Below are 24,302 nucleotides of genomic sequence, written 5' to 3' on the forward strand. Positions count from 1 at the left end.
CAGCGTTTCCCGGCCCGTCTTTTATCTGCAACTCAAATTATTTAGCGTCTCTCCCCCCGATCCATGACCGGGGATGAGTGTCTACAGAATAGTGCCTGTTCCATCAGGCACATGGTTCGTGAAATTAACGCAAACTTTCAGCTACCGAGATATAGTCGGTGTATATCTGGGGTGAGCCAGAAAATGAAGCAAGTTTTTTCCACTCCTCATACATCTGCTTGGTATCACGATGAGCCCTCGCAAATTTAGCCGCCTCATCCGTCGCCATATCTGGTTCGGGATAGAAAACATCCAGAGCCTCAAGGCTGGCGATTTCCATCAATACCACATACTGATCCAGACGATTTCCACGCTCTCCTTTTAACAACCGAAATTTCCAATCCGGATAATCTTCAATGCGGTGATGATTATCCGCAATAAAGGTTTCGAACTGTTCCTCGCTAACATTGGGACGCAGCGCCAGATTATGAATACCTATCACCCTTGCAACAGCAGGCTGATCGGGACGCGCCTGGTAGCGAGGTCCCGGGAGAACGGTACTTTTTTTGTTCTCGGCCAAGAGTCGATAGTCCGTGAATAGCGTCGGAAGCTCACTGAAAGTACCGTATCTGCGCCATTCGGACAGCAATGCTTCAGCCTCAGGGTGTTGCTGCCAGAATTGATGCGCGTACGTGGTTTGGTTGCCATCTGCGGTAACATAGCGATCCCGGAACTCAGCGCTTTCAATTTCAAACATCATCAAATATTGTCCGCCGCGCTCTCCACGTAACCCGCGTAAAAGCGTCCAGCGCCAGCCCGGGTAACAGGGAATATGAATACCTTTATTTCTGACGAATGCTTCAAATGACTGCGGGGTAACACCCGCTTCGGTATCAATTGCAATGTAATACAGGCTGAATACGGGTGTAGCTGGATTATTATTCATATATTACGCCTGTTCATCATTATTTAAGGTGAACTGAGTATTAATAATCGCTTCAACCAGCGTCACACCAATAGATGTCAGTGTTACAATATCTTTCTCAATAACAATGAGTTCCTTTTGAGTCAATTTTTCCAGCGTGTTCTTTATAATGCTGTTATCAAAAAAACTCTTCCCTTTAAAACGTTTTGAAAAAACCGTATCATCTACCGGGATCAACGTAGAGAGAGCCATTTTAAAAGCATTAACTTCACGCTGCTCAGGCGATATACCGTGACTCTCTTCGATAGGTAGCCGATCTTCGTCAAGAAATTGCTTATATTGCTTATAGCCAGTGATATTAATTGCTTCTGAGCGGGTACATTTCGAACTTCCACCCAGGCCAATTGCGACTTCGGGATATTGCTTATCGAGATCGGTAATCAGGCCTTTCCATTTTTCTGGTTCCAGATGATTCTGGTGGAAATACATAGTCGGATGTTCGCAATAGCCTTCTTTAAGGTATGTTTCGACCAACTCGCGCATTTGATATTGCTTTCCCAGCCCGGGGAAGGTCATGTTATTCATATTGATCAGACCTTTTTTCTGCCACAAACTTTCACGTTCGCCGGAAACTCCGGTTCGCGTTTTCATAAACTCTTCCATATGCAGTTTGGTACAAACCACATGTGAAAGATCGAGTGCCAGCGTTCTCTCCATGTCATATTTAACATCATCGACGGTCTGACCCAGCATGCCGTAGATAAGATCAACGCTAACCCAATCAATGCCCTGTTCACGCGCACTGTGGATCGTCTCTTCACATTCTTCGGCGGTATGCATACGGCCACAGGCTGCAATGATTTCATCGTTAAATGACTGAGTACCAAAACTAATTTTGCTAAAACCAAGCTCTTTTAAAATGCCAATATACTCCCGATTTAGCGTACCGGGCTCGCCTTCGAAGCGTAATGTCGCAGCTGAAAAATTAAAATGGGTGTAATAGAAGTCCATTAGCCGACGCAACTCCGGCTCAGGCAACAATGAAGGGGTTCCACCGAAGATATTGAATTCACCAATTTCGGCCGTTGACAGACTTGGAACTTTTTCCAACCACATCAATGCTTCTTTAATGTTGTAATCAACCAAATCGCGGAACACGCCCTCAGCGGAGGGAGATTTAGGATTGAGGATCACCGTTGGATACTGGCAGAAGTGGCAGCGATAACGGCACGTCGGAATATAAGCCCATAAATGGATCTGCTTCGCCTCCTGAATATCGTGTTCCATATCAGCAAAGAACGAAGAAAGGGGGTAATTATCTATATCACCCGGAAAAACGTGGCAACCAAAGGGGTCTCTATGGACGTAGTCTAAAAATGTATGGTTCTCCGGTTGCGAAAGAAAATCATATACCGCGGGCACAGGATAGCCTGGATCGAGATCCTTTAATGATGCAAGAGCTTCAGTATTCATTAAAATACGCCTCCATTAGCAAAGTAGTTATGGGCTTCGCCTGACTCACGATCCTCACAGAAGTACCAGACAAAGCGTTCAAAATCTTTTTCAGCAACGTTATCAAAGCAACTCGGTAGAGGTGGTGCGAAACCTATATCCTCACCAACGGCATTACGCAGCGCGGTAAATATTTCGTGACGAAACTCAAAATAGAGCCGATAGGCCGGCGTTTTATAGCTATGGATAGGTTTAAAATCGATAATACTCATTTCTCTTTTAATGGTATGGATACGTTGATATAGCCTCTCAGCAACGCTCGGTGAAAAAAATGCCCGCACTCGCTCACATTCCAGAAGAATATGTGGATTGAGAAGTACAGGAAGAATGATATTTTTAGGAATATAATCCTTTATTGAATACTCCCAACCTTGCTTTGCTTGCTCGTCATTGAGATCGGTTAGCGTATTTTTTTGTGCCGATACATCAGGGCGAACATCTTTCATAATAATGATGCCGTCACTGCCATAGGCAATACCGTTAATCACATCATCAATAATGGTATCTACTCGGCGACTATTAATTTCTACGCAGGACTCTTTGGCATAAACAGGCTTACCACCGAAGGCAATGACTTTGATACCAAAATCCCAGTCGTCGGATAGATGTTCAACAAAACGTCCTTTCTCCAGTTGGTAAAAAATTTCGATCCCCCCCATTTTTTCATACAGACCGCGCTCAACAGCAAAACCTTTGCCATCCGGGAATCCACCAAACAATGAGAAGGAAACGTCACGGCAGCGCAGCGTTTTCTGAATTTCTCTGAAAAGGTTTGGCCGTTGATGAAAAGCTTCATGATTGTAGTAATAGTTACAAGTACCCAGATCGCCATTATCGGAAATCATTTTCTCTATCAAGGTATGTAACCAGTAGGGATCAACGGTGCAATCTGCATCGGCCGAAACAATATAATGTTTGTTATTTTTTCCCAATCTTGCATCACGAACACGGGAGCGCAGAGCGGCATAATCCATACCGCATTTACGGGCGGAGGATACACCCTGTGTTTTTTCATTTATAATGTGAATATCCATCGTTGGATTTTTTTCTTTAAATAAATTTATTTTATCCACTGATTCATCACGGGAATTATTATCGACGATGATTACCTCATAAGAATTATGTGTTATGAGATGCCCCTGTGTTTTTTGATTAAACAGTGACGTCAAAACCTCATCAATTCTGTCACTTTCGTTATAAACAGGTAGCACTACCGAGACGAAAATGTTATCGCGCATATCTACTCCTGGGGGGTTAATATTTAGAATATCCATAACGTTGTTCGAAAGAATGTCTTTGCCAATGGCAAAATTTTTCTCTGCAATAAGATTCATATGCGATTTATTGGTGAGCAGTAAAAAAACTTCATTAATAAATGCATCGTCCGGGAGATCGCCTTGACTTCCTGAAATAGGCATAACGGGTGCCTCAAAACCGTGTTGGCCATAGACCTCCTGATAATATTCATAACTGGTTGTGAGGTAACAGCGCTGGCTACTGATTGCTTCACCGATTGGATTTCCGTAGCTATCATAATCCCAGGAGGTCAGAAACGAGACCAGATCGCAGGAATGATATAAATCTTCTATGGTGATTTTCCCTTTGCTCATCGGCATAAAATTATGGTGCAACGGGCCAAGAAACTTCACATAGGGCATGACATCCAGGTGTATGGCCAACTGCTCCAGCTCAGTGGCATGGTCTGCATGTTCTTTGGTATCACCTGCGATAAGTAGCCAGACCGTTTTATCAATATTATGTTTTCTGAAAAGATGATTAAGGTGATGAATTAAGACCACATCCCGGTCTATCCGCTTTTGTGGAATAATGCGCGTCGTTCTGGCAATAACGATATCCTGCAGAGGAATATTTAGTGAATCGCGTATATTATTAAGATCATGCTGCCTGTCAAAACTGTAGGTGTTTTTCACAACATGAATATTAACTTGATGATCGCACCATTCTTCCAGTTTATCTTTAAGGTCGTGATTAAGGGTGACATAGCTAATATAATTGGACTTTACCGGTTTGATAGCATGGCTATACGGAGGTAAGCCATACTTCATGATATTTTTTTCGCTATTCCACATCAGATCATGATCGCGCCAGATAACGTAGTTCCCAAGGTTATTACTCTTTCCGTAACGTTCAATCGCAATATAGAGGGCTTTAGTGTAGATAATGTTTTCAGGAAGCGTACCATTTTCGATAATGACAGTACTAATATGGAGACTTTGCCACTGCTGAATAATTCTCTCAGCAAGTGCCTGTGCGGACTCTTCAACAGCGCTCTTAACCTGTTCTTTTTCCGCTGGAGAAACAGCGAGTTTTTCACTGATGAGCACCGCATGTGCTTTATCGATAAACTCGGGAGAATAATATGGAATGGTAGTGATATCGCTAATACGCGTTAATGTAAATGCATTGCGATAAATTTCGAGTTCGCTATTGTAAGGCTTATTAAAATTACCTTTATCAACTTTTATATCGTAGCCAAGGTCGAGGTAAGAATTGATCCCCTTTGCTTTAAGACTCTGCGATACTTTCAATGCCTCTACCGTAATACCTGATACAGCAACAGCATCAAAAGAAATGAACATGGCATATCTTTGTCCATAAACATCCATGGTGGCGCCCCCTTTCAAACAGAGTGACTCTGTTTGTTTTTTATAAGCAAATGATACGTTCTAAAAACACTGTGTTTACATTTCCTCAGTGTCATCAGAACCTGCAAAGTAAGAAATGATGATCGGCGATCCTTCAGGATCCAACTTTCTTATGCTGTATGTATCAAAAATGCCTGCAAGAATTAGCTTGCGGGATAGTCTACCAATGATGTTTTCTGATTATTTTTTTATTCATATCCGGCCGGCCCTTTTATTAAAAGGCAACAGCGCTTTTTCAGGATAAATACTTATCACTCACCTGATTTTGGCTCATTTAGCAAAATAAAAAATTAAAGATATTTTTATTACAACCCTCACGACAATGGAGGCTTAAAAGACGGCGTAATCTTAGTCATTTCTTTTTTTTTACGTAAAGTGGGAACGTTCCGATTGGTGAGCGCGATCACACATTACATTTTATTTACAGGGGATAAATTTTTAATAAGAAAGAGGACATTAATATTAAATATCTGTCTTTGGTAATTATTTATTATTCAAAAGTTATGATGGTCATTTTATACACAGCAAAAATGAGTGGGAACGTTCCCGGACAGTGCGGCTTCGCTTAGTTTCATTCGATTTCACCGCGAGGAATACGCCCTGCTTTCGATGGGTTTTTCAGGCGCTTTTTACCCCCAAAGATAGAAATGATATTCACGTAGTTGATGAAGCACGTAGCTTTAACCTGGAAGGGTCAAAATTGACACCTTCATAAGGTAAACCCATATAAAAGCTATTTTTTTTAACATGTCTTTTTACAACTGCCTTCGGCCAGGTCGTGCTGAATAAAACTATCGACTATTTTTCAATGGATTGACCTTTGGACCATTAAAACTCCACGCCATATCATCTTTTTCTATAAGGTTATTGTTTAAAAAACAAGCCACAAACAGGCGAATTCCTCTGCAGATCATCATGGAACAGCGCGTTGAGGCATTTCCAATGCGGTTTTTATGTCATGTGCCAACCTGACACGCGTTATTTTTAACGTATATCGCCTGGATAAATTCGAGCTGCATGAAGGCAACGATGCAGTAAATCATTGAGGTTTATCGGAGTAAATGCGCAAGAGGAAAGAAGAGAGCCAACGCACATGTCACTGAAGTATGGCGGATTAGCTTTAAATGGTGCAGGAATTGGCAACCGTGCCGAATCGATAAACAACTCAGCGCCAGCCCGACAGGAATGAGTTACAGGAGATGTATTGCCCGCTGATCACTTATTTATGAATGAATGATCCCCGTTCGTCATTTTTATATTAATAATCTTTTTATTGTATCTGGGCTACGTTCCCCTGTTCTGCGGAAAAGCGCTTTTGATCGTTGAAGGTATGGTGAAGAAACCAGATAGCGGTGAACAAAATGGCAGTGCGCTAACGCCTGCCATCACAGGCGTTAGCGGTCAGTCACGTTTAGCCATTAGGCGTCCGGATGGTTTTTACCTTCTTCGATAAAATCCTCATCAATCTCATCGCTATTATCCTGATTATCACGACCGGAAAGCAGGTTCCAGCAGGCAATAAACAGGGCGGCAATAAGCGGGCCAATAACAAAACCATTTATCCCGTAAATTTCCATTCCACCCAAGGTGGTTATCAGAATGAGATAATCCGGCATTTTGGTATCTTTTCCCACCAGCAGCGGACGAAGAATATTATCAACCAACCCGATAACAATAACAAAGAAGCCCACCAGGAACAGGCCTTTCCACAACATACCTGCACCGAAAAAATAGATGGCGGCAGGCACCCAGATAATCGCTGAACCAACGGCAGGGATGATGGATAAAAAAGCCATCAGTGCGCCCCATAATAGACTGCCGTCAATGCCCGTAAAGTAAAAAGCCAATCCACCAAGTGCACCCTGTACGATAGCCACCACGACGGTGCCTTTAACGGTCGCGCGGGCAACTGCGGCAAATTTAACGAACAGATGGTGCTTAACAAATTTCGATAGCGGTAGTGCCTCAAGCGTTAGATTCACCAAATAAGAACCATCTTTCAGCAGAAAGAACAGCAGATAAAGCATTACGCCGAAACCAACAACAAAGCTGAAGGTGCTTTTACCTATCATAAAGACGCTGCCGGCCAAATATTGCCCACCTTTCAGCGCCACTTCGGATAATTTCTGCTGTATCTCCGTGGTGCTATCCAGATTGTGTTCGGCAAGAAAATGACGTGCCCATCCAGGCAGATGCTGCATTATGTCGGCCAGAATGACGGGTAATTGCGTATCGTTGTTCTGCAGTTTGGTGTAAACGACGTTGAATTCAATCGCCAGCGAAGAGACGATAATTCCCAAAGGGGTAAAGACAATTAAACAGATGACGATAACGGTCAAAAATGAAGCCAGACCGTTTCTATCGCCCAGTGAATCTCTGAGTCGTGTTTTCATTGGATGGAAAATCACGGCCAGGATGGTAGCCCATAATACCGATGAGTAATAAGGCCCTAATACATCCAAAAACGCGATGCTAACAATGAAAAGGATCAGAATAAAAAATCCTTTAGAAATGCCGTTAAACCTCATTTGAATCCCTCTGATTGTACTTTTGCCAGCGAATCATAGAACGTAACGGCGGTTTTGCAAGGTTGTCTAACGCCATAAATGCATGGCGTCAGAGAAAGGGCAACTAAATGCCTGCGAATCGCCCAGTTGTCCTCTTGCAACGGTAAGATTTCGGGCATCTCAATGCGGTTAAAGCAAGGCATGGAAGCGGTCCCACCTGAATCGATACGCCTGAGACCGCAGGGATAACAGGATCGGTTTTCAGGCTTTATAAATCATCCAGGACATCCTCATGTATCCTTCCACGCTTTTTCTTTAGGCATCACGGCCTCGTCTGCAAGGTATGCAATATGGCCCTATTTTCATTTTTCTTATTTTATCGCTAAAAAATATATCATCGCGAAAAGTGTTACCCGTATCAAAATAATATTATCGCAAAAAAATTACACTAACCTGTTTTTTAAATGGGAGAGTAAACATGGAGTTAAAATATATAGTTGGAGCTGTATCCCTTGTTGTTATGTCTTCGGTTACTTTTGCAGCCGATCTTGTTGACACGCAATATACAAGCACACCCAATAAAATCTACAACGCTGGCGATAAATCTCCGCTGATAAAAATTGCGAATTATAATATCGCGGGCGGGTTGAGAAACCATAAAGTCGATTTAGACAAAGTGGCCGCTGCAATCAAAAAACTTGATCCTGATATCATTACGCTTGAAGAGGTTGATCAAAATACGCTCCGCAGCGATGGGTTGGATCAGGCAAAAGAGCTGGCCAATCGCACCGGTATGCACTATGCCTATGGTAAAGCGACTGAATTAAAAGGTGGAAATTACGGCAATGCTATTTTGTCTAAATTTCCGATTGAAAAAACAGTGGTTTTCAAACTCCCGTCCGGGAGTTATGAGCCGCGTGCATTAATGCTCAGTAAAATTAACGTTCCCGGATTTGATGCACCACTCTATGTTTACAACACACATTTTGACTGGCATGAGGAAGATGAAATCAGGATGAGTCAGGCACGATTTATCAATAGTATTGTGTTTGATGATTTAGATCTTGATAAAGAATTTCCGAATCTTGCCACTGGTATTACGATACTTATGGGAGATTTCAATTCAGTTAAGGAAGATCGCGTAATTAAGGAGATAAAAAAATACTGGAACATGGTTGAGGTTCCCGGAAAAGATGTCAGAACATGGCCTGCGGGCAATCCGGGATTGGATCTTGATCATATCTTCACGGGCAAGGGGCAAAAATGGGCAATAGAAAAATTGACCATTCCCAATGACGGCAAAGAAGAAATGGGCATTAAATGGCAGACAACCAGCGATCATATTCCTGTAATGGCAACACTGAAGCTTATTGAGCAGTAATCTGCTTATTACGTAGCTTATCGAGCCTCGGGATCTGAGTCATATCAGATCCCTGAATAACAGTTGCTGATATCGCCTCGCTTTTGCCCCAACCACTTATATTCCCTGCTCGCTCTCTACATACAGATAACCAATACCCAAAATCTGGCTGGCGCGATCCAACTGGCCAAACTGGATATTTGTTGCTTTGCTTTTCGGGCTGTCGTTCTGGTCAAAGGGATTAAATGCGATCTGATGTACCAGCGTTTCACGCCAGCTCTCTCCAAACGCACAGCTGCGACCATAGAGCCATATTTGATTAATGTTCAAAATATTGAGGAAGTTATATAAACTCATACCAATAGCTTTTGCGGCCCGATCGACCCATTCCAGAACCCACGGCTCACCAGCTTGCCAGTGCCGTAATAGCTGAGCCGTGCTCAGCGAATGCTCACTCTGTTCATGTAACCGTGACTGTCTTTTCAGCGCAGAAAGCGAGGCTACGGTTTCCAGACATCCCTGACGCCCACAGCTACAATGCGCGCCGTTGGGATCAATAATTGTATGGCCAATCTGGCCGCTACCATTGAGACTGCCCCGATAAATCAGCCCGTTAATGACAAAGGACGAACCAATACCATAGTCTACATTAATCACACAGAAATCGGCCTGATGACTGCTATTCAGCCACTTCTCCGCCAGTGCTAACATCACGCAATCATTATCTACCCGAACCTGAATCCCCAATTTCTCTTCCAGCAGGTATTTTAATTCAATCGGCTTCTTCCATGCCGCTTGCGGCATGTGCTGCGAGACACCGGTCACCGGATCCACCTGCCCATGTATCGCCAGTGCAAGGTTGATGGTGCGTTCCGGCCAACGTTTTCGCTGCTGCTGCCAAATCTTTTCAATTTCGTTCAGCAGCGCTTCAGGTTCAGCAACCTCAATGGCAAAATGCTGGTACGCGCCCTGCGCCACCAGCCTCGCATCTGCAATCACGCTCTCAATCCGGGTCGGTGTAATGTTCATACATAGCGTCCAGTCCCCGACGTCAGGCAACTGGAAGCTCCCGCTATTCTGCCCGCGATTACTGAGTTTGATACATGAGTGCCATACCCGCCCTTCATCCACCAGTTCCTGCAGGATTTTACTGGCGGCAGGAATCGATAATCCTGTAAGTTGCGAAAGCCGGGATTTGCTCAGCCGTTTATGCCGCCACATTAAACGCATAAATAGCTGTTTATTACGCTGGCGTACCTGCTGATTATTAAGTCCGGTGTTAAGCATAAATCGATTTCTCCTGAGACCTCCGGGCAGAATGAACACGTCCGCCCTCCCCTGCAAGTGATGGCTACAGCTTACTAAACATTGTTAACTATGTTCTGTGACCCGCGCGCCACCCCGGCCAATAGGTTTCCTCTAAAGTTCAGCCTGCCGAGAAAAAACAGCAACGAGGTATCCGACTGATGCATTTCTTCCTCCGCTCCCCGCTGCAGTTAGCTGACGAACTGTCCACCACCCGCGTCCCCGAGGATTCACTGGCAATTTGGAGTCTCGGACAGGCGGGTGCGATCGTGAAAAATGAAGCGGGCAATCTGCTGGCGATCGATCCCTACTTAAGCGATGCCATTGAGAAAAATCATCCGGATACTGAATTCGTTCGCCGCTTTCCTCCGGTGTTATCGCCGGCAGCGTTGAAAGTCTGTGATGCCGTGCTGATCAGTCACTTTCATGATGACCATATGGATATGGGAACGCTGGAACCTCTGGCCGCGCAGGCACCTCACCTGCCGTTCTGGATCCCATCACAGGACGCAACGACACTACAGCGTGATAATCCGCACCTGCGTCAAAATATAAGGCCAGCTATCACCGGCAATGTATTTCGGGTGGGTGAATTCCAGGTTCAGCCTATTGCAGCAGCGCACAGCGAGTATGAGAAAAATGCCGCCGGGCACGATCGCTACCTCGGCTATTTCATTACCAGTGGCAACATCAGCTTTTGGCACAGTGGCGATACGCTGGTCACACCGGAATTAATGGCTGAAATGCAATTACTGGCACCGGATATCGCCATGCTTCCTATTAACGGCGGTGATTACGCGCGCGGCATACGCGGCATTTTACCTAATATGAATTTCCGCGATGCTGCCGATCTAAATCACGCCATTGGCTGCGATCTCTTACTCCCCTGCCATTACGACATGTTCAGTTGTAATAGCGACAACCCAAGCTATTTCGTGGATTACATCATGGCCCATTATCCCGGCGATAAATTCCACATGCTGATGCCAGGCGAACGTTTGCTTTATATGAAATCAATATCGCACCACCCCACGCGCTAACCAGGGCGCTGATATGGGGAAGTGCATTGCCTGCCCATGGCAAAGCGCAGTGGCTGAACGCATCGAGGCCACGCGGATGTCTTGCCGTATAACCATAATGACATAATGGAAACACCTGCGATGACAACGGCTTCTCACCATCCACTGCTAAGTAAACTCGGCATCCCACCAAGCCTTGCATGGGGCTATATTGCGGTTCTGATTTTTATGGTTGGCGACGGCGTCGAATCCAACTACCTGGCTCCTTATCTGAGCCAAAATGGCTTCACGCTGGATATCGCCGCAACGGTTATCGCTTTCTATGGGATTACCGTCACCATCGGTTCCTGGCTGGCGGGTTCGCTCTCAACCTTAATCGGTCCACGCCGCGTTATGATACTGGGTGCCGCTATCTGGATTGTGTTTGAAATTCTGTTTCTGAGTTTCGCGTTACCCGGTAAAAGCGTCCTGCTCACCGCATTGACCTACGGTCTGCGCGGTGTTGCTTACCCGATGTTTGCTTATGCGTTTCTGGTCTGGATTCAGGCAGCCGCTCCCGCGGATATGCGCGGTTCAGCAACCGGCTGGTTCTGGCTGGCTTTTACTGGCGGGCTACCGACACTCGGTTCCCTTGTCGCGATTTTCTCCATCAAACTGATTGGTGAATATGCGACTTTCTGGCTGTCACTAGGCCTGGTTGCATTGGGTGCAATCATTATGCTGGTTGCCGTCAAAGAGCGAACCGGTTGCAAGCCACTGCTCGATCCCTCTATGCAAGATCAAAGTACGCTACGTACTTTGATGGGCGGTATCGACATTCTCTGGCGGCGTCCTCGTATCGCGGCGGCGGCGGTAGTACGCATTATCAATACCACACCTTATTTTGGCTTCTTTATTTTCCTGCCGGGTTTCTTTACCTCTATCGGCTTCTCCCAAACCGAATATTTAACGCTGATCACCATCATGGGACTGGTCGGCATGAGCTTTAATCCGGTTATCGGCAAACTGAGCGATAAAATTGGCTGGCGGCGTGTACTCACTTTTATCGGCGGTATCGGTTCAGCCCTCTCCATGCTGCTGATGTATTTTGTTCCACAATGGAGCCACGGCAATTTTATTCTCAGTGTGATCTTCGCCTGCCTGTACGGTATTACGCTCTGCGGTTATGTTCCCGCAGCCGCACTGTTCTCCTCGTTATGCGATAAAAAAGACAAGGGTAACTCAATGGCGATTTACTGTTTTGCCGCAGGGCTTTCGACCTTTTTTGGTCCGGCGTTGTACGGCATTCTCAATGCACTGTTGGGTACTGAAGGGGTCATCTGGGTCTACGCCTCACTGTATATCGTCAGCGCGCTGCTCTCCTGGTTTTTCCTGCTCAGTCCGCTGGATCCTGGCGAACAAAATAACCCGGCAGCCGCGCGTCTGCGCATACTGGACTCAGTGGTATCCGAATAAAGGAGTACGATGAAAAACTACGATTACATCATTGTCGGTGGTGGCAGTTCCGGCTGTATTGTCGCCTCAAGGCTGGTACGAGAGCAGAATGCGCGCGTGTTACTGCTGGAAGCAGGCAGCGGACATTATAATCCGGTACTTAAAATGCCGGCAGGTTACATGAAATACCTTGCCAGCGATGCTTATCTGACTATGCATCAGACCGAACCTCAGCCACAGTTGAACGGACGCGGCGTGATTGTGCCGCAGGCGAAAGTTTTGGGCGGCGGTTCAACGGTAAATGCAATGGTTTACATGCGCGGCCATGAACAAGACTACGCAGACTGGAACCGAGCCATCAGCGGTAGCAATATTGACTGGTCCTGGTCGGCGCTGCTCCCCCATTTTATGGCGATCGAAGACAATGATCATCTCGGCACCCCTTTCCACGGCGTCGACGGTCCGATGAAGGTTTCACACCTGGGGCATTTCAGCCCACTGAGCCGGGCTTATGTCAAAACCATGCAGGCACTTGGCATTCCCTACACACCCGATTTTAATAGGGGTAATCCCTACGGTGTTGGTTTTATGCAGCACACTATCGACGGGCAAACGCGTAAGCGCTGTAGCGTAGTCGATGCTTTTATCACGCCCCTGCGCGACGACCCTAATCTCACTATCGAAACAGAGGCCAGCGTCACTGAGCTACTGTTTGAAGACAATCGCGCGGTGGGTGTCGCCTGGCAGCATAAAGGTCAAGTGAAGCAGGCCCGTGCCGACCGCGAAATTATCCTGGCCGCAGGCGCTTACCAAACACCAAAAATACTGATGCTTTCGGGGATTGGCCCGGAAGATGAGCTTGCCGCTCACGGTATTCCGCGGCGGCATGTGCTGCCGGGTGTGGGCAAAAACCTCCAGGATCATTACGAAGTCCCTGTCGTTGCCAGCACCAATGGTGCATTCGGCTATTACGGCCAGGATAAAGGCTGGCCAATGGTAAAAGCCGGTTTGCAGTATCTGCTGTTCAAAAGCGGGCCGGTCACCACGACAGGCGTGGAAACCTGTGCTTTCTTTAACCCGCTTGATTTTAACGCCACGCCAACTATTCAAATGTTTTGTGTACCTACCGTCTATCTGGATCGCGATGTGATGGGCGCCGATCCGGGCCATGGCGTAACGATTAATTCACTGCTGCTACGTCCTAAGGCGACCGGTTACGTAACGTTACGTAATACCGATCCCACCGCGTTACCACGCATTGATACGCAAATTTTCGGTCACCCGGACGATCTGGCAACCACCATGGCCGGATTACAATTTGCACGTAAAGTGATCGCCACGATGCCTATTCAGAACATGGTTGAAGGAGAGATCTTCCCGGGCTCAGCGATCGCTTCTGATGAGGAGATCGCCGCACACTGCAAGCGTATGGTTAAAACCGGCTACCATCCGGTGGGCACTTGCCGCATGGGAAATGATGACGATCCAATGGCCGTCTTGCATGCCGATCTGCGGGTACGCGGCGTGCAAAATCTGCGTGTGGTTGATGCGTCCATGATGCCTAATATCATCAGCGGTAATACTAACGCCACCGTCATGGCCGTTGCGCACCGGGCTGCCGATTTGATTATGGGTAATGCCCCTTCATTACATCAGACACAACCACAGGAAGGGCTGGCATGACGGAAAAATTGCAGCGGGTTCGGCAGCTATTACGCGAGCAACAGCTTGACGCGGTATTGATTACCCGCCGGGATAATATAGCGTGGCTAACCGAGGGTAAGACCTTTTATGTGGTAGATCGCGCAGAAGCTGGGGTCGCGAGTTTATTGGTCAGTACACATGACGTCCTGCTTATCGCTCCCGATAATGAGATGCCGCGCATTCTGGCGGAAGAACCGCTGCCGTTCGCCATCACACCACGGAGCTATCCCTGGTATCAATCACTGGACAACGTACTGCCAACGCTTGCGCTATCGCGTATTGGTAGCGATATTTGCAGGGCAAATAGCCAGGATGTACAAACTGATTTCGTTCACTTGCGTACCCGCATGACGCCAGCGGAATGCGATCGTTTCCTGCAGCTTGGCAGACAGACGGCAGCCGTTATCGAAAAGGTCGCACGTAGCGTACGTCCAGGTCTCACCGAGCGTGAGGTGGAAGCAAGAATTTATGCCGCCTGTCTGCCGCTTGGAATACGTCCCGTCTGCACACTGATTGCCGTCGATACGCGGATCAGCGCGTTCAAACACCCCATCCCCGGAACGACGCAAATGCGCAAAAAAATGTTACTTACGCTGGGCGCAGAACGTGAGGGGCTGAACGTCAGCATGACCCGTATGGTCCACGCGGGTCCGCCTTCAGATGCCAGCCGCCAGTTGCTCCGCTCGGTGGCTGAAATCCACGCAGATATATTGATGGCATCGCGTCCCGCTCGTCCATGGCAGGACATTTTCAGCGATATACAGGCAAGTTATGCGCGGCATGGTTTCCCCGAGGGCTGGAAAGCACACCATCAGGGGGGGCCTGCGGGTTATGGCTGTCGCGATTTTATTGTCACGCCCGAAACGCCCGGTGTGCTGGCGCTAAATCAGGCAATGGCGTGGAACCCCACCTTGTCCGGAGTCAAAAGTGAAGATACGTCATTGCTGACGGAAGATGGCCCGCAATGGCTGACACGCACCGGCGACTGGCCGATGATGAACATCCATAGAGGCGATAAAACATGGCAGTTTGCTGACTGGCTAATGATTGAGCCGTAAAAAAACAGGAAAAAAGTATGTCACAACGACTGGAAGGAAAAACGGCGATCGTGACCGGCGCAGCCAGCGGTATTGGCAGCGCGATTGCGGAACTGTTTGCACAGCAAGGCGCAAAACTGGCGCTGCTGGATCTCAATGCAGAGGCGTGTGAGACATTAGCCTCTCGGCTGGCGCGCGAAACCGGCCTACCCTGCCTGCCATTACAGGCTGATGTTACCGACAGTACGCAGATGAATAACTGTGTCGCTCAGATTGAAGCGCAGTTAGGCATCCCTGATATTCTGATCAATTGCGCGGGCATTAATGTGTTTCGCGATCCGCTCACCATGAGTGATACAGACTGGCAACGCTGCCTGGCGGTGAACTTACAGGGGCCGCTTAACGGCATTCGCGCGGTATTACCCGGCATGCTGAAACGGCAGTACGGTAACATCGTGAATATCGCATCGGTGCATGGGCATAAAATTATTCCAGGTACATTCCCTTATCCCGTTGCAAAGCATGGCCTTATTGGACTGACCCGTTCGCTAGGCGTTGAGTATGCCAGCCAGGGAATACGCATGAATAGTGTTTCACCGGGACTGATTATGACACCGTCAGCAGAGGCCTGGCTTGCCAGTTGCCCCGATCCCGCACGGGAACGCCAGCGCCAGCAGGATCTTTTACCCTGTAAGCGGATCGGAGAGCCGCAAGAAGTGGCCTATACAGCGCTGTTCCTGGCCACCGACGAAGCTCGCTTTATTAACGCGGCCGATATCATTATGGATGGAGGGCGCAGCCAACTGTATCACGACTAAATAGCGGCTCCCCCGCGTTTAGGTGGAGCCATACAGCACGCAGATATCGGCTGCCCCGCTTCCGGTTCCCGATTCGTGCATCCCTGCACTTGATATCCGGCATATTCGTATGGCGCAGCCTACCTGATTACTTCGCCGCCGCGGGCCATTGATCTAAAGTAATACCGCGTTGGATCGCATTTTCACTGAAGTCTTTCAGTAATGCGTTAACGTCTGGATCAATGTATTCAGCGTTATCGTGGTCGACTATTACCACGCTATTTTCCGGGATCTCGCCCAGTAAGCGCTGTAACCGCAGATTATGCATAAACGTCAGGTTCTGCTGGAAACGCAATACGTAGTGATCGTCATAGCGTGTCAGCTGAAACGCATTACGGTGGCTTTTATAGATGCTATAGATGATCTGCGTGGCAATTCCCAGACCAATCCCCGCCAGCATGCCAAAAGCAATGATGCCGATAATAGTGGTCAGGAAAGGAACCGATTGCTGAGCACCAAGGCGGATCTGATCGATAAACAACCGAGGGGTTGCCAGCTTATAACCGGTATAGAGTAGCACCGCTGCCAGGCTCGCCAGCGGTATCGCATTAAGTAAGTCGCTGAAATAAAGGCCGCAGACTAATAGCAACACACCATGAATCATGACTGATACTTTACTTTGTGCTCCCACGCTGACGTTAACAGAGCTTCGCACGATCACCGCGGTCACGGGTAACCCTCCCAGCAAACCTGCCAGCATGTTGCCCACGCCTTGCGCACGCATCTCTTTATCCGGAGAGGGCGCAGGAAACTGTGGCCGCAATTTTTTTAGCGCTTCCTGGCTCAGGAGAGTTTCCAGACTCGCCACAAGCGCCAGTGTAATTGCAACCACATATACCGATGGATTACGCCAGGCCTGCCAGTCAGGTCTTTCCAGTTCCCCCATCACTTCGCTCATATTTTCAAATTCCGGTAATGATATGCGTGGCAAACCGCTAACAAATTCCGGGTAAATACTATCGCCAAAACCGGTCGCCATGCTGCCAAACAGTACCGCAATTAACGGGCCAGGGATCCAGTTTAATATTTTAACGCGCTTAACGGTTGGCGTGGTCCAGAACCATAAGATAAACACGCCCACGACGGCCACAATGATGGCCGATGACGAGAAAGCAAAGTTCCCGTTAAAAAGTGTTGAAAGTTTACTCTCGCCGGCTGCACCCAGCGCTACCGGAATTTGCTGCATAATCAATAAAATACCTATCGCAGCCAACATACCTTTTATCACACTGCCGGGAACCAGATTGATAAAGCGTCCGGCACGGACCAGGCCAAACACCAGTTGGAGGGCCCCCGCCAGGATCAGCGCCAACAGAAACGCGGAGAAAGAGCCGAGCGTAGAAATGGCACTGACAACAATGGTTACCAATCCTGCAGCTGGACCACTCACTGCATAACGTGACGGGCTAAGCGAGGTGACAACCAGCCCCCCAATAACCCCCGTCAATAAACCAACAAACGGCGGTAATCCACTGGCTTGGGCGATACCAAGACATAACGGTAGCGCCACAAGGAACACGACCAAACCGGCAGGAATATCCTGACGCAATGTTTTCAGATTCATGGTGCAGGTTCCTCCGCCGATTGTTGAATTAATGCTTTAAGATGTCCCGACTGTAAATCATAGACACAACCAAATACTTCCAGCACGCGCCCTTCGCGCCAGGCGTTCACCACTGGTGCCGTACTGATAAGCGCGGCAAACTGCGCAAAAACATTGGCTTCAACCAGCCGGTCATGACGTTCATTTTCATCCTCATCTGCGGCATTAAACACCGACAGGCCCGAGGATAACGATTGCCTTAATTGCGCAATACGGCGAGCCAGCGGCGAGTCTTCAGTCACCAGTGGGCTGTCCAGCCGCGCAGTGGCAGCTCGAACGCCACCGCAACCATAATGACCACATAAAACAATGCGTGAAACGTTGAGGTACTCCAGCGCGTACTGCAATACGCTCATAAAATTATCATCCGTTGCGATCACCATATTGGCAATATTACGGTGCACAAACAGCTCCCCCGGATGTGCACCGGTTAACACTTCTGCCGGGACCCGGCTGTCGGAACAGCCAATCCATAATGAATGCGGCTTCTGTTGATGCAGATCTTTATCAAAATATTGCGGGTTACGTTGGCGACGCTGTAATGCCCAACTACGGTTCCTGGCTAACAGTGATTTTAATGTCGTCAAAATATTCGTCTCTTTTCGGGAATAAACAGCTTTTATCCGGACAGCGGATAAACCGCCTCTATTCAAAATTGAAAGTACAGACTAACAGTAGAAGCTTCTTCGCGAGGACACGTTCTAACACTTTAGATGAATTTATATAACCAGGATTAATCCTATAAGTTATTTTAAAATAAAAATGTAATTTTTTTAAAATTAATTGTATTTTTTCAGTAAATTAATAATTCTTCACTTGCCATTAAAAAAATGAATAACACCGCCAGCTCCCTTTCAAAGCAAACCCAACAAAACCATTTAAAATCATTTACATAAAAATAAAACTTCGTCTGAAAGACATGTCAGATATTCCCAACAACCATCCCTGGCCAGCATAAAAAATGACGTAATTAAATACGCATTTACGTTGCAGGCAGTGATCGCTGGCATCAGTAATAATGATTAAGAATAAGGAGAAATACACAAAACCAACTGTAGTTATCGTAATGATTGCTAGCAACCAGTCAGGAACCCATAAAAGGAAACAAAAATATGGAAGAATTTATGGTGCACTTTTCGGATAAAAAGAAAAATAAAATAGAGATGATATGGTGAAATATTAATATATTAATCTGCCTTTATTACCAGTTTCAGATTAAATAATAAGTTATTACCAGGCGGAACCTGTTGTCTCCGGAAATTTGGCGATGACATAACCTCACCACCAACCAAATCCGGCCTCTCTCATTGATTGCACCGATAAGTGGAAACTGTCGATGATCCAAAGGCAGAGAAGCCATAATGCGGACACGTTGTGAACGGCAGCAGTTTGCATATAAAACAAACGTGTCACATCAACCGGCACCGCCAAACATGTTCAATCGTTCAGAAGATTTCGCCTGCTGATAGCCACATTAACGACATTGCTATGCTGAGGTTGTTGATCATAAGTGAGAAACTCCGGGTGAACCGACAGGCTCTCTTCAAGCATGAGGCAGGGCGACATACAGATAAGATTTGCGATAAATCTTATTGCCTTTGCATTACTCTTCTTTTTGTTTCATTTTATGAAATAGTAAAAAGACAATATGTAAAATTTATTTATCAAACCCATATCTTAACCAATAAAAAAACACAAGATAAAAAACCATTAAAAACAACAAAAAAACGTGAATCAAAGCACACTTCCTTCAATGATTGCTGCAAGTTATTCCATGGATAGGTGTAATTAACTATGTTTTAAGTGTGGTTTTCCTTATATATGGCAATCCTACAAGTTGAAAGGAATAACAGGATATAACATGTTTAAGAAAATACTCCCGCTCTTAATCACACTGGCAATGACCAATGGAATGTCTGCGGCATGGGCCGATGAGAAATCACCCTCAACAAACTTTTACCAACCCAATACACTGGATCTCTCCCCCCTTCGTTTACACAGTGCAGAATCAAATCCTTATGGCAGTGACTTTAACTATGCAAAAGAATTCAACTCGCTGGATTTAGCAGCGGTTAAAAAAGATATACAGGCCGTACTGACGACCTCGCAAGATTGGTGGCCTGCAGATTACGGTAATTATGGCCCGTTCTTTATTCGTATGGCATGGCATGGCGCAGGGACTTATCGAACCTATGACGGCCGGGGCGGTGCATCTGGCGGACAACAACGATTTGAGCCACTTAACAGCTGGCCTGATAACGTTAACCTTGATAAGGCTCGCAGGTTACTATTGCCGATCAAAATGAAATATGGCGCGCAGATATCATGGGGAGACCTGATGGTGCTGACCGGTAACGTTGCGCTTGAATCCATGGGATTTAAAACACTGGGCTTTGCCGGTGGACGCGAAGACGACTGGCAGTCTGATTTAGTTTACTGGGGCGCGGGGAATAAAATTCTCTCCAGCAACCGTGATAAAAATGGCCATCTCCCGAAACCGCTAGCGGCCACCCAGCGGGGACTTATTTATGTTAATCCGGAAGGCCCGAATGGAAAACCGGACCCACTTGCTTCTGCGAAAGATATCCGGGAAGCCTTTGGAAGAATGGCCATGGATGATGAAGAAACCGTCGCATTAATTGCCGGAGGACACACATTTGGTAAAGCACATGGTGCAGCTTCCCCTGAAAAATGCGTAGGTCCGGCACCTGACGGCGCGGCAATTGAAGACCAGGGATTAGGCTGGAAAAATAAGTGCGGAACGGGTAACGGAAAAGACACTATCGGAAGTGGACTGGAAGGGGCATGGACAAGTTCTCCAACGCATTTTACCCTACAGTATCTGAACAACTTATATAAATATGACTGGGTGCTCAATAAGAGTCCTGCTGGCGCATGGCAATGGGTTCCCAAAAATGCCAAAAATGTCGTACCGGATGCACATGACCCTTCAGAACTGCATCCGCTCATGATGTTTACCACCGATATCGCATTGAAAGTTGACCCTGAATATAAGAAAGTCACCACGCGTTTTCTTGATAATCCAGAAGAGTTCGAGCTGGCATTTGCCAGGGCCTGGTTCAAACTAACGCATCGTGATATGGGGCCGAAAGCTCGCTACCTTGGCAATGAAATTCCGAAAGATAACTTTATCTGGCAGGATCCTATCCCGGCGGCGGATTATAAAACCATTGAAAGTGCCGATATCACCACCCTCAAAGAGACGATTTTAAAAGCAGGTCTCTCTGATTCAGATCTGATCAGAACGGCCTGGGCTTCAGCCTCTTCATTCCGGGTTACGGATTACAGAGGCGGCGATAACGGGGCCCGTATTCGTTTATTACCGCAGAAAAATTGGGAAGTAAACGACCCGGCAAAACTGGATAGCATTCTGACGTCGTTAGCGGATATCCAGAACGGCTTTAATAAAGACCGTACTGATGGGAAAAAGGTTTCTCTCTCCGACCTGATTGTTCTGGCCGGAAATACGGCAGTCGAAGATGCAGCCAAAAAAGCCGGATATACAATTACCCTGCCCTTTACGCCAGGCCGGACAGATGCCGCACAGAGTGATACCGATATAGAATCTTTCGGCGCGCTGGAACCCGTAGCTGATGGTTTCAGAAACTACTATGCGAAGGATAAAAATACCGTATCGCCTGTCGAAGCGCTCATTGATAAGTCCGGTAAGCTTGATTTGACCGTTCCGGAAATGACCGTACTGCTTGGTGGGCTTCGCGTGTTGGATGCCAATACCGGAGGCGCGAAAGAGGGGGTCCTGACGGCTACGCCAGGACAGCTTAACAACAGTTTCTTTGTTAATCTGCTGGATATGTCAACCCGCTGGTCCGCATCGCCCAAATCTGCCGGGCTATATGACGGCGTTGAGCGCAAGTCGGGGCAACACAAATGGACAGCCAGTTCCGTTGATTTAATCTTCGGGTCCAACCCTGAGTTACGTGCCGTTGCTGAAGTCTATGCGTCGGATGATGCAAAAGAGAAGTTTGTTAATGACTTTGCGAAAGCATGGACGAAGGTCATGAACCTTGACCGTTTCGATCTGAAAAAAGGGTAACAACGTCAATAAGGGCCTGGTAAACCAGGCCCTTAATAAAGGGCATGAAATGTTTTCATGCCCTTTATGCTCTTAGTCAGTCATAGTGGACAAACACCCTTACCGCCACTCATGATATAACCTCAAAACCCGTCTTATATTTCAGTTTTAACGCATTAGTGGCGCCATCTTCCGGATAGACATAAGGATAACGCTATGCAAAATACCTGGCCCGAACACACGCTTTTTTCTCCCCTGCTTACCTCATTGGGATGGGTTGAACATGCGTTTTATCCAGCCGGGCATAATCCCCCCGCCGCAAGCGCCTATGCCCATCAACGGCATAGCCCTGATATCATTCTGGATCATGAAGCTATTCCGCCAAAGCAACGGGATGCGGACGGCGTAATAGCTCTGAGCGATCGCCCCGTCGCAATCTATACCGCGGATTGTCTGCCCGTGTTAATTGCAGACGAGCGTCAGCACCATGTTGCTGCCGTGCATGCCGGGTTAAAAGGCGCGCTTGCCGGAGTGTTACTCACGGCGGTCAGCCGTCTGATTGAGCAGGGCGCGATACCAAATAGCCTGTACATTGCCATCGGCCCTGCCATTGGCCCCTGCTGCTATGAGCTGGGAAGTGAGGTATTGGGTGAGATACAGCGAAACCCGCTGCTGCATCACACGCCGCTGTGGCAACGTAAACAGCCCGTCAATCCTGACGCCATCCGCCCTCAGGCACAGGCTACGCGCGACAGCGTATGGTTTGATTTACCTGCTCTGGCCCAACAGATGCTGCAACAACTGGGCGTACCGGCGACTCAAATCGACCGGGTACCGGTCTGTACCTATTGCACAGCAGAAGCGAACTCCAGCTATCGCCGGAACACCCATTTTTCACAGGGCTACCGGCAGCGTTTTTCCTGGATCCGGCGGCGCGATTAATACCGCGCCTGCGTTGATGATGTCCCGCCAGGAACGCAGGGGCGCACAAGGCGGGAGGATCCCGCCGGATAGGTCAATGAATGATCGCGTTTAATATCAGCACCCCGGCTAAACCCAGTATAGAGATCAGCGTTTCCAGTACCGTCCATGTTTTCAGCGTTTCAACCACGGTTAAATTAAAGTAGCCTTTAAACAACCAGAAACCCGGATCGTTAACATGTGAAGCGATCACGCTACCGGCACCGACAGCCAGTACCATCAACGCCGGATCGGTATGCGTTACGGCAATAATTGGCGTGACAATGCCGGCGGTCGTAATCGCCGCTACGGTCGCGGACCCTAGCGCCACACGCAACATTGCAGCAACCGTCCAGCACATCAACAAAGGCGACAATGAAGAACCTTTCATCATATTCGCGATATAGTCGCCCACGCCGCTATCTACCAACACCTGTTTAAATGCACCCCCCCCGGCAATAATAAAGACAATCATTGCAATAGCGGCAATCGAAGCACCGCACATATCCATGACGTCTTCCATTTTACGTCCGTTACGCAATCCTAGCGTCAGCACGGCAATCACGACCGAGATAAACAGCGCAACCGCTGGATTACCCACAAATTCAAAGAACTGACGCAGCGGGTTTGCTTCTGGCAACGTTAACTCGCATACCGCAGCAACAGCCATCAGGATCACCGGCGTGATCGCCGCAAAAATACTGACCCAAAAACCAGGCATTTCGTGTTCTTCAAAGATTTTTGGATTAAACAGCCCTTCCGGCGGTTCCCGCTCAAAACTTTTCAGAAACCGTGAGAAAACCGGGCCGGAGATAATGACGGTGGGAATAGTAATAATCAGCCCGTAAAGCAGCGTGGTGCCAAGGTTTGCGCCAAATATGGTGGCGATCGCCGTTGGGCCGGGATGCGGCGGCAAGAAACAGTGAGTCACCGACAGTGCGGCAACCATCGGCACCCCCACGTACAACAGCGGCATCTGTGCTGCGGCAACAATAGTAAACACCAGCGGCAACAGCAGGACAAAACCAACTTCGTAAAACATCGCCAAACCGACAATCAGCCCGGTTATGACAAGCGCCCACTGCAACCGCTCTTTACCGAATGCTGCTATCAAGGTCGTCGCGACGCGTTGCGCCGCGCCGGTATCGGAGACAAGGCGCCCGAGCATGGCACCAAACCCCAGGATCATCGCCAGCCCACCCAGCGTTCCGCCAATCCCTTTTTGAATCGAGGCGACTGCTTCAAGCGGCGTCATACCTTCCGCAATACCTACCAGTGCGGACACCAGCACCAATGCAATAAAACCATTGAGCTTAAATACAATCATCAGGACCAATAATAAAATCACGCCTATCGCAATTATTGTAATCGGCATATCAG

16 protein-coding genes are annotated in these 24,302 nt (G+C 47.6%); 8 read left to right on the plus strand and 8 right to left on the minus strand.

All coding sequences use genetic code 11. The features are described from left to right. Positions 1-124: 124 nt before the first annotated feature. The 4 genes from J1C60_RS15555 to J1C60_RS15570 form a co-directional block, all read right to left on the minus strand. Complete coding sequence (locus J1C60_RS15555; RefSeq protein ID WP_128179079.1) at positions 125-925, minus strand: hypothetical protein; 801 nt, start codon at positions 923-925, stop codon at positions 125-127. 3 nt (positions 926-928) lie between these two features. Next, positions 929-2,377: a radical SAM protein gene (locus J1C60_RS15560; protein WP_128179080.1), complete on the minus strand. Its 1,449-nt coding sequence runs from the start codon at positions 2,375-2,377 to the stop codon at positions 929-931. Further along, complete coding sequence (locus tag J1C60_RS15565) at positions 2,377-5,043, minus strand: glycosyltransferase (RefSeq protein WP_128179081.1); 2,667 nt, start codon at positions 5,041-5,043, stop codon at positions 2,377-2,379. The genes J1C60_RS15560 and J1C60_RS15565 overlap by 1 nt, the downstream gene beginning before the upstream one ends. Positions 5,044-6,500: 1,457 nt before the next feature. After that, positions 6,501-7,610 (minus strand): AI-2E family transporter, encoded by a 1,110-nt coding sequence (locus J1C60_RS15570; RefSeq protein ID WP_128179082.1) that lies wholly within the window; start codon positions 7,608-7,610, stop codon positions 6,501-6,503. Between the two features lie 457 nt (positions 7,611-8,067). On the opposite strand from J1C60_RS15570, the gene J1C60_RS15575 reads away from it, so the two are divergent. Next, on the plus strand, positions 8,068-8,970 hold the full coding sequence (locus J1C60_RS15575) for an endonuclease/exonuclease/phosphatase family protein (protein ID WP_128179083.1): 903 nt from the start codon (positions 8,068-8,070) through the stop codon (positions 8,968-8,970). Between the two features lie 96 nt (positions 8,971-9,066). Here the strand turns inward: J1C60_RS15575 and J1C60_RS15580 are convergent, their stop codons facing one another. Beyond that, positions 9,067-10,236: an ROK family protein gene (locus tag J1C60_RS15580; RefSeq protein ID WP_128179084.1), complete on the minus strand. Its 1,170-nt coding sequence runs from the start codon at positions 10,234-10,236 to the stop codon at positions 9,067-9,069. A gap of 179 nt (positions 10,237-10,415) precedes the next feature. Here J1C60_RS15580 and J1C60_RS15585 point away from each other — a divergent pair, with 179 nt between their 5' ends. From J1C60_RS15585 to J1C60_RS15605, 5 genes are all read left to right on the plus strand, one after another. Next, positions 10,416-11,294, plus strand: coding sequence for an MBL fold metallo-hydrolase (locus tag J1C60_RS15585; protein WP_128179085.1), 879 nt, complete (start codon positions 10,416-10,418; stop codon positions 11,292-11,294). A 120-nt stretch (positions 11,295-11,414) separates the two neighbouring features. Beyond that, positions 11,415-12,728, plus strand: a complete 1,314-nt coding sequence (locus tag J1C60_RS15590; RefSeq protein ID WP_164877308.1) for an MFS transporter — start codon at positions 11,415-11,417, stop codon at positions 12,726-12,728. A gap of 9 nt (positions 12,729-12,737) precedes the next feature. Then, entirely contained in the window at positions 12,738-14,390 is a 1,653-nt protein-coding gene (locus tag J1C60_RS15595; protein ID WP_128179087.1) for a GMC family oxidoreductase, read from the plus strand. Next, positions 14,387-15,469, plus strand: coding sequence for a M24 family metallopeptidase (locus tag J1C60_RS15600; protein WP_128179088.1), 1,083 nt, complete (start codon positions 14,387-14,389; stop codon positions 15,467-15,469). Before J1C60_RS15595 ends, J1C60_RS15600 begins: the two co-directional genes overlap by 4 nt. Positions 15,470-15,486: 17 nt before the next feature. After that, the gene (locus J1C60_RS15605) at positions 15,487-16,266 is read left to right on the plus strand and encodes an SDR family oxidoreductase (protein WP_128179089.1); all 780 of its coding nucleotides are present in this window, start codon (positions 15,487-15,489) and stop codon (positions 16,264-16,266) included. Between the two features lie 127 nt (positions 16,267-16,393). Here the strand turns inward: J1C60_RS15605 and J1C60_RS15610 are convergent, their stop codons facing one another. Together J1C60_RS15610 and J1C60_RS15615 are read right to left on the minus strand one after the other, a co-directional pair. Next, positions 16,394-17,869 carry a SulP family inorganic anion transporter gene (locus J1C60_RS15610; protein ID WP_128179090.1) on the minus strand — a complete coding sequence of 492 codons (1,476 nt, stop codon included), beginning with the start codon at positions 17,867-17,869 and terminating at the stop codon, positions 16,394-16,396. Then, positions 17,866-18,495: a carbonic anhydrase gene (locus J1C60_RS15615; protein ID WP_128179091.1), complete on the minus strand. Its 630-nt coding sequence runs from the start codon at positions 18,493-18,495 to the stop codon at positions 17,866-17,868. Before J1C60_RS15615 ends, J1C60_RS15610 begins: the two co-directional genes overlap by 4 nt. 1,274 nt (positions 18,496-19,769) lie before the next feature. On the opposite strand from J1C60_RS15615, the gene katG reads away from it, so the two are divergent. Further along, entirely contained in the window at positions 19,770-21,983 is a 2,214-nt protein-coding gene (gene katG / locus J1C60_RS15620) for a catalase/peroxidase HPI (protein ID WP_128179092.1), read from the plus strand. 195 nt (positions 21,984-22,178) lie between these two features. Next, a complete protein-coding gene (locus J1C60_RS15625; protein WP_128179093.1) occupies positions 22,179-22,904 on the plus strand; it encodes a purine nucleoside phosphorylase YfiH/LACC1 family protein in 726 nt (241 codons plus the stop codon). Between the two features lie 73 nt (positions 22,905-22,977). On the opposite strand, the gene J1C60_RS15630 is transcribed toward J1C60_RS15625, so the two are convergent. Continuing rightward, positions 22,978-24,297, minus strand: coding sequence for a gluconate:H+ symporter (locus J1C60_RS15630; protein ID WP_128179094.1), 1,320 nt, complete (start codon positions 24,295-24,297; stop codon positions 22,978-22,980). Positions 24,298-24,302 lie beyond the last annotated feature (5 nt).

The sequence above is a fragment of the [Pantoea] beijingensis genome, assembly GCF_022647505.1.
GTDB classification, from domain to species: Bacteria; Pseudomonadota; Gammaproteobacteria; order Enterobacterales; family Enterobacteriaceae; genus Erwinia; species Erwinia beijingensis.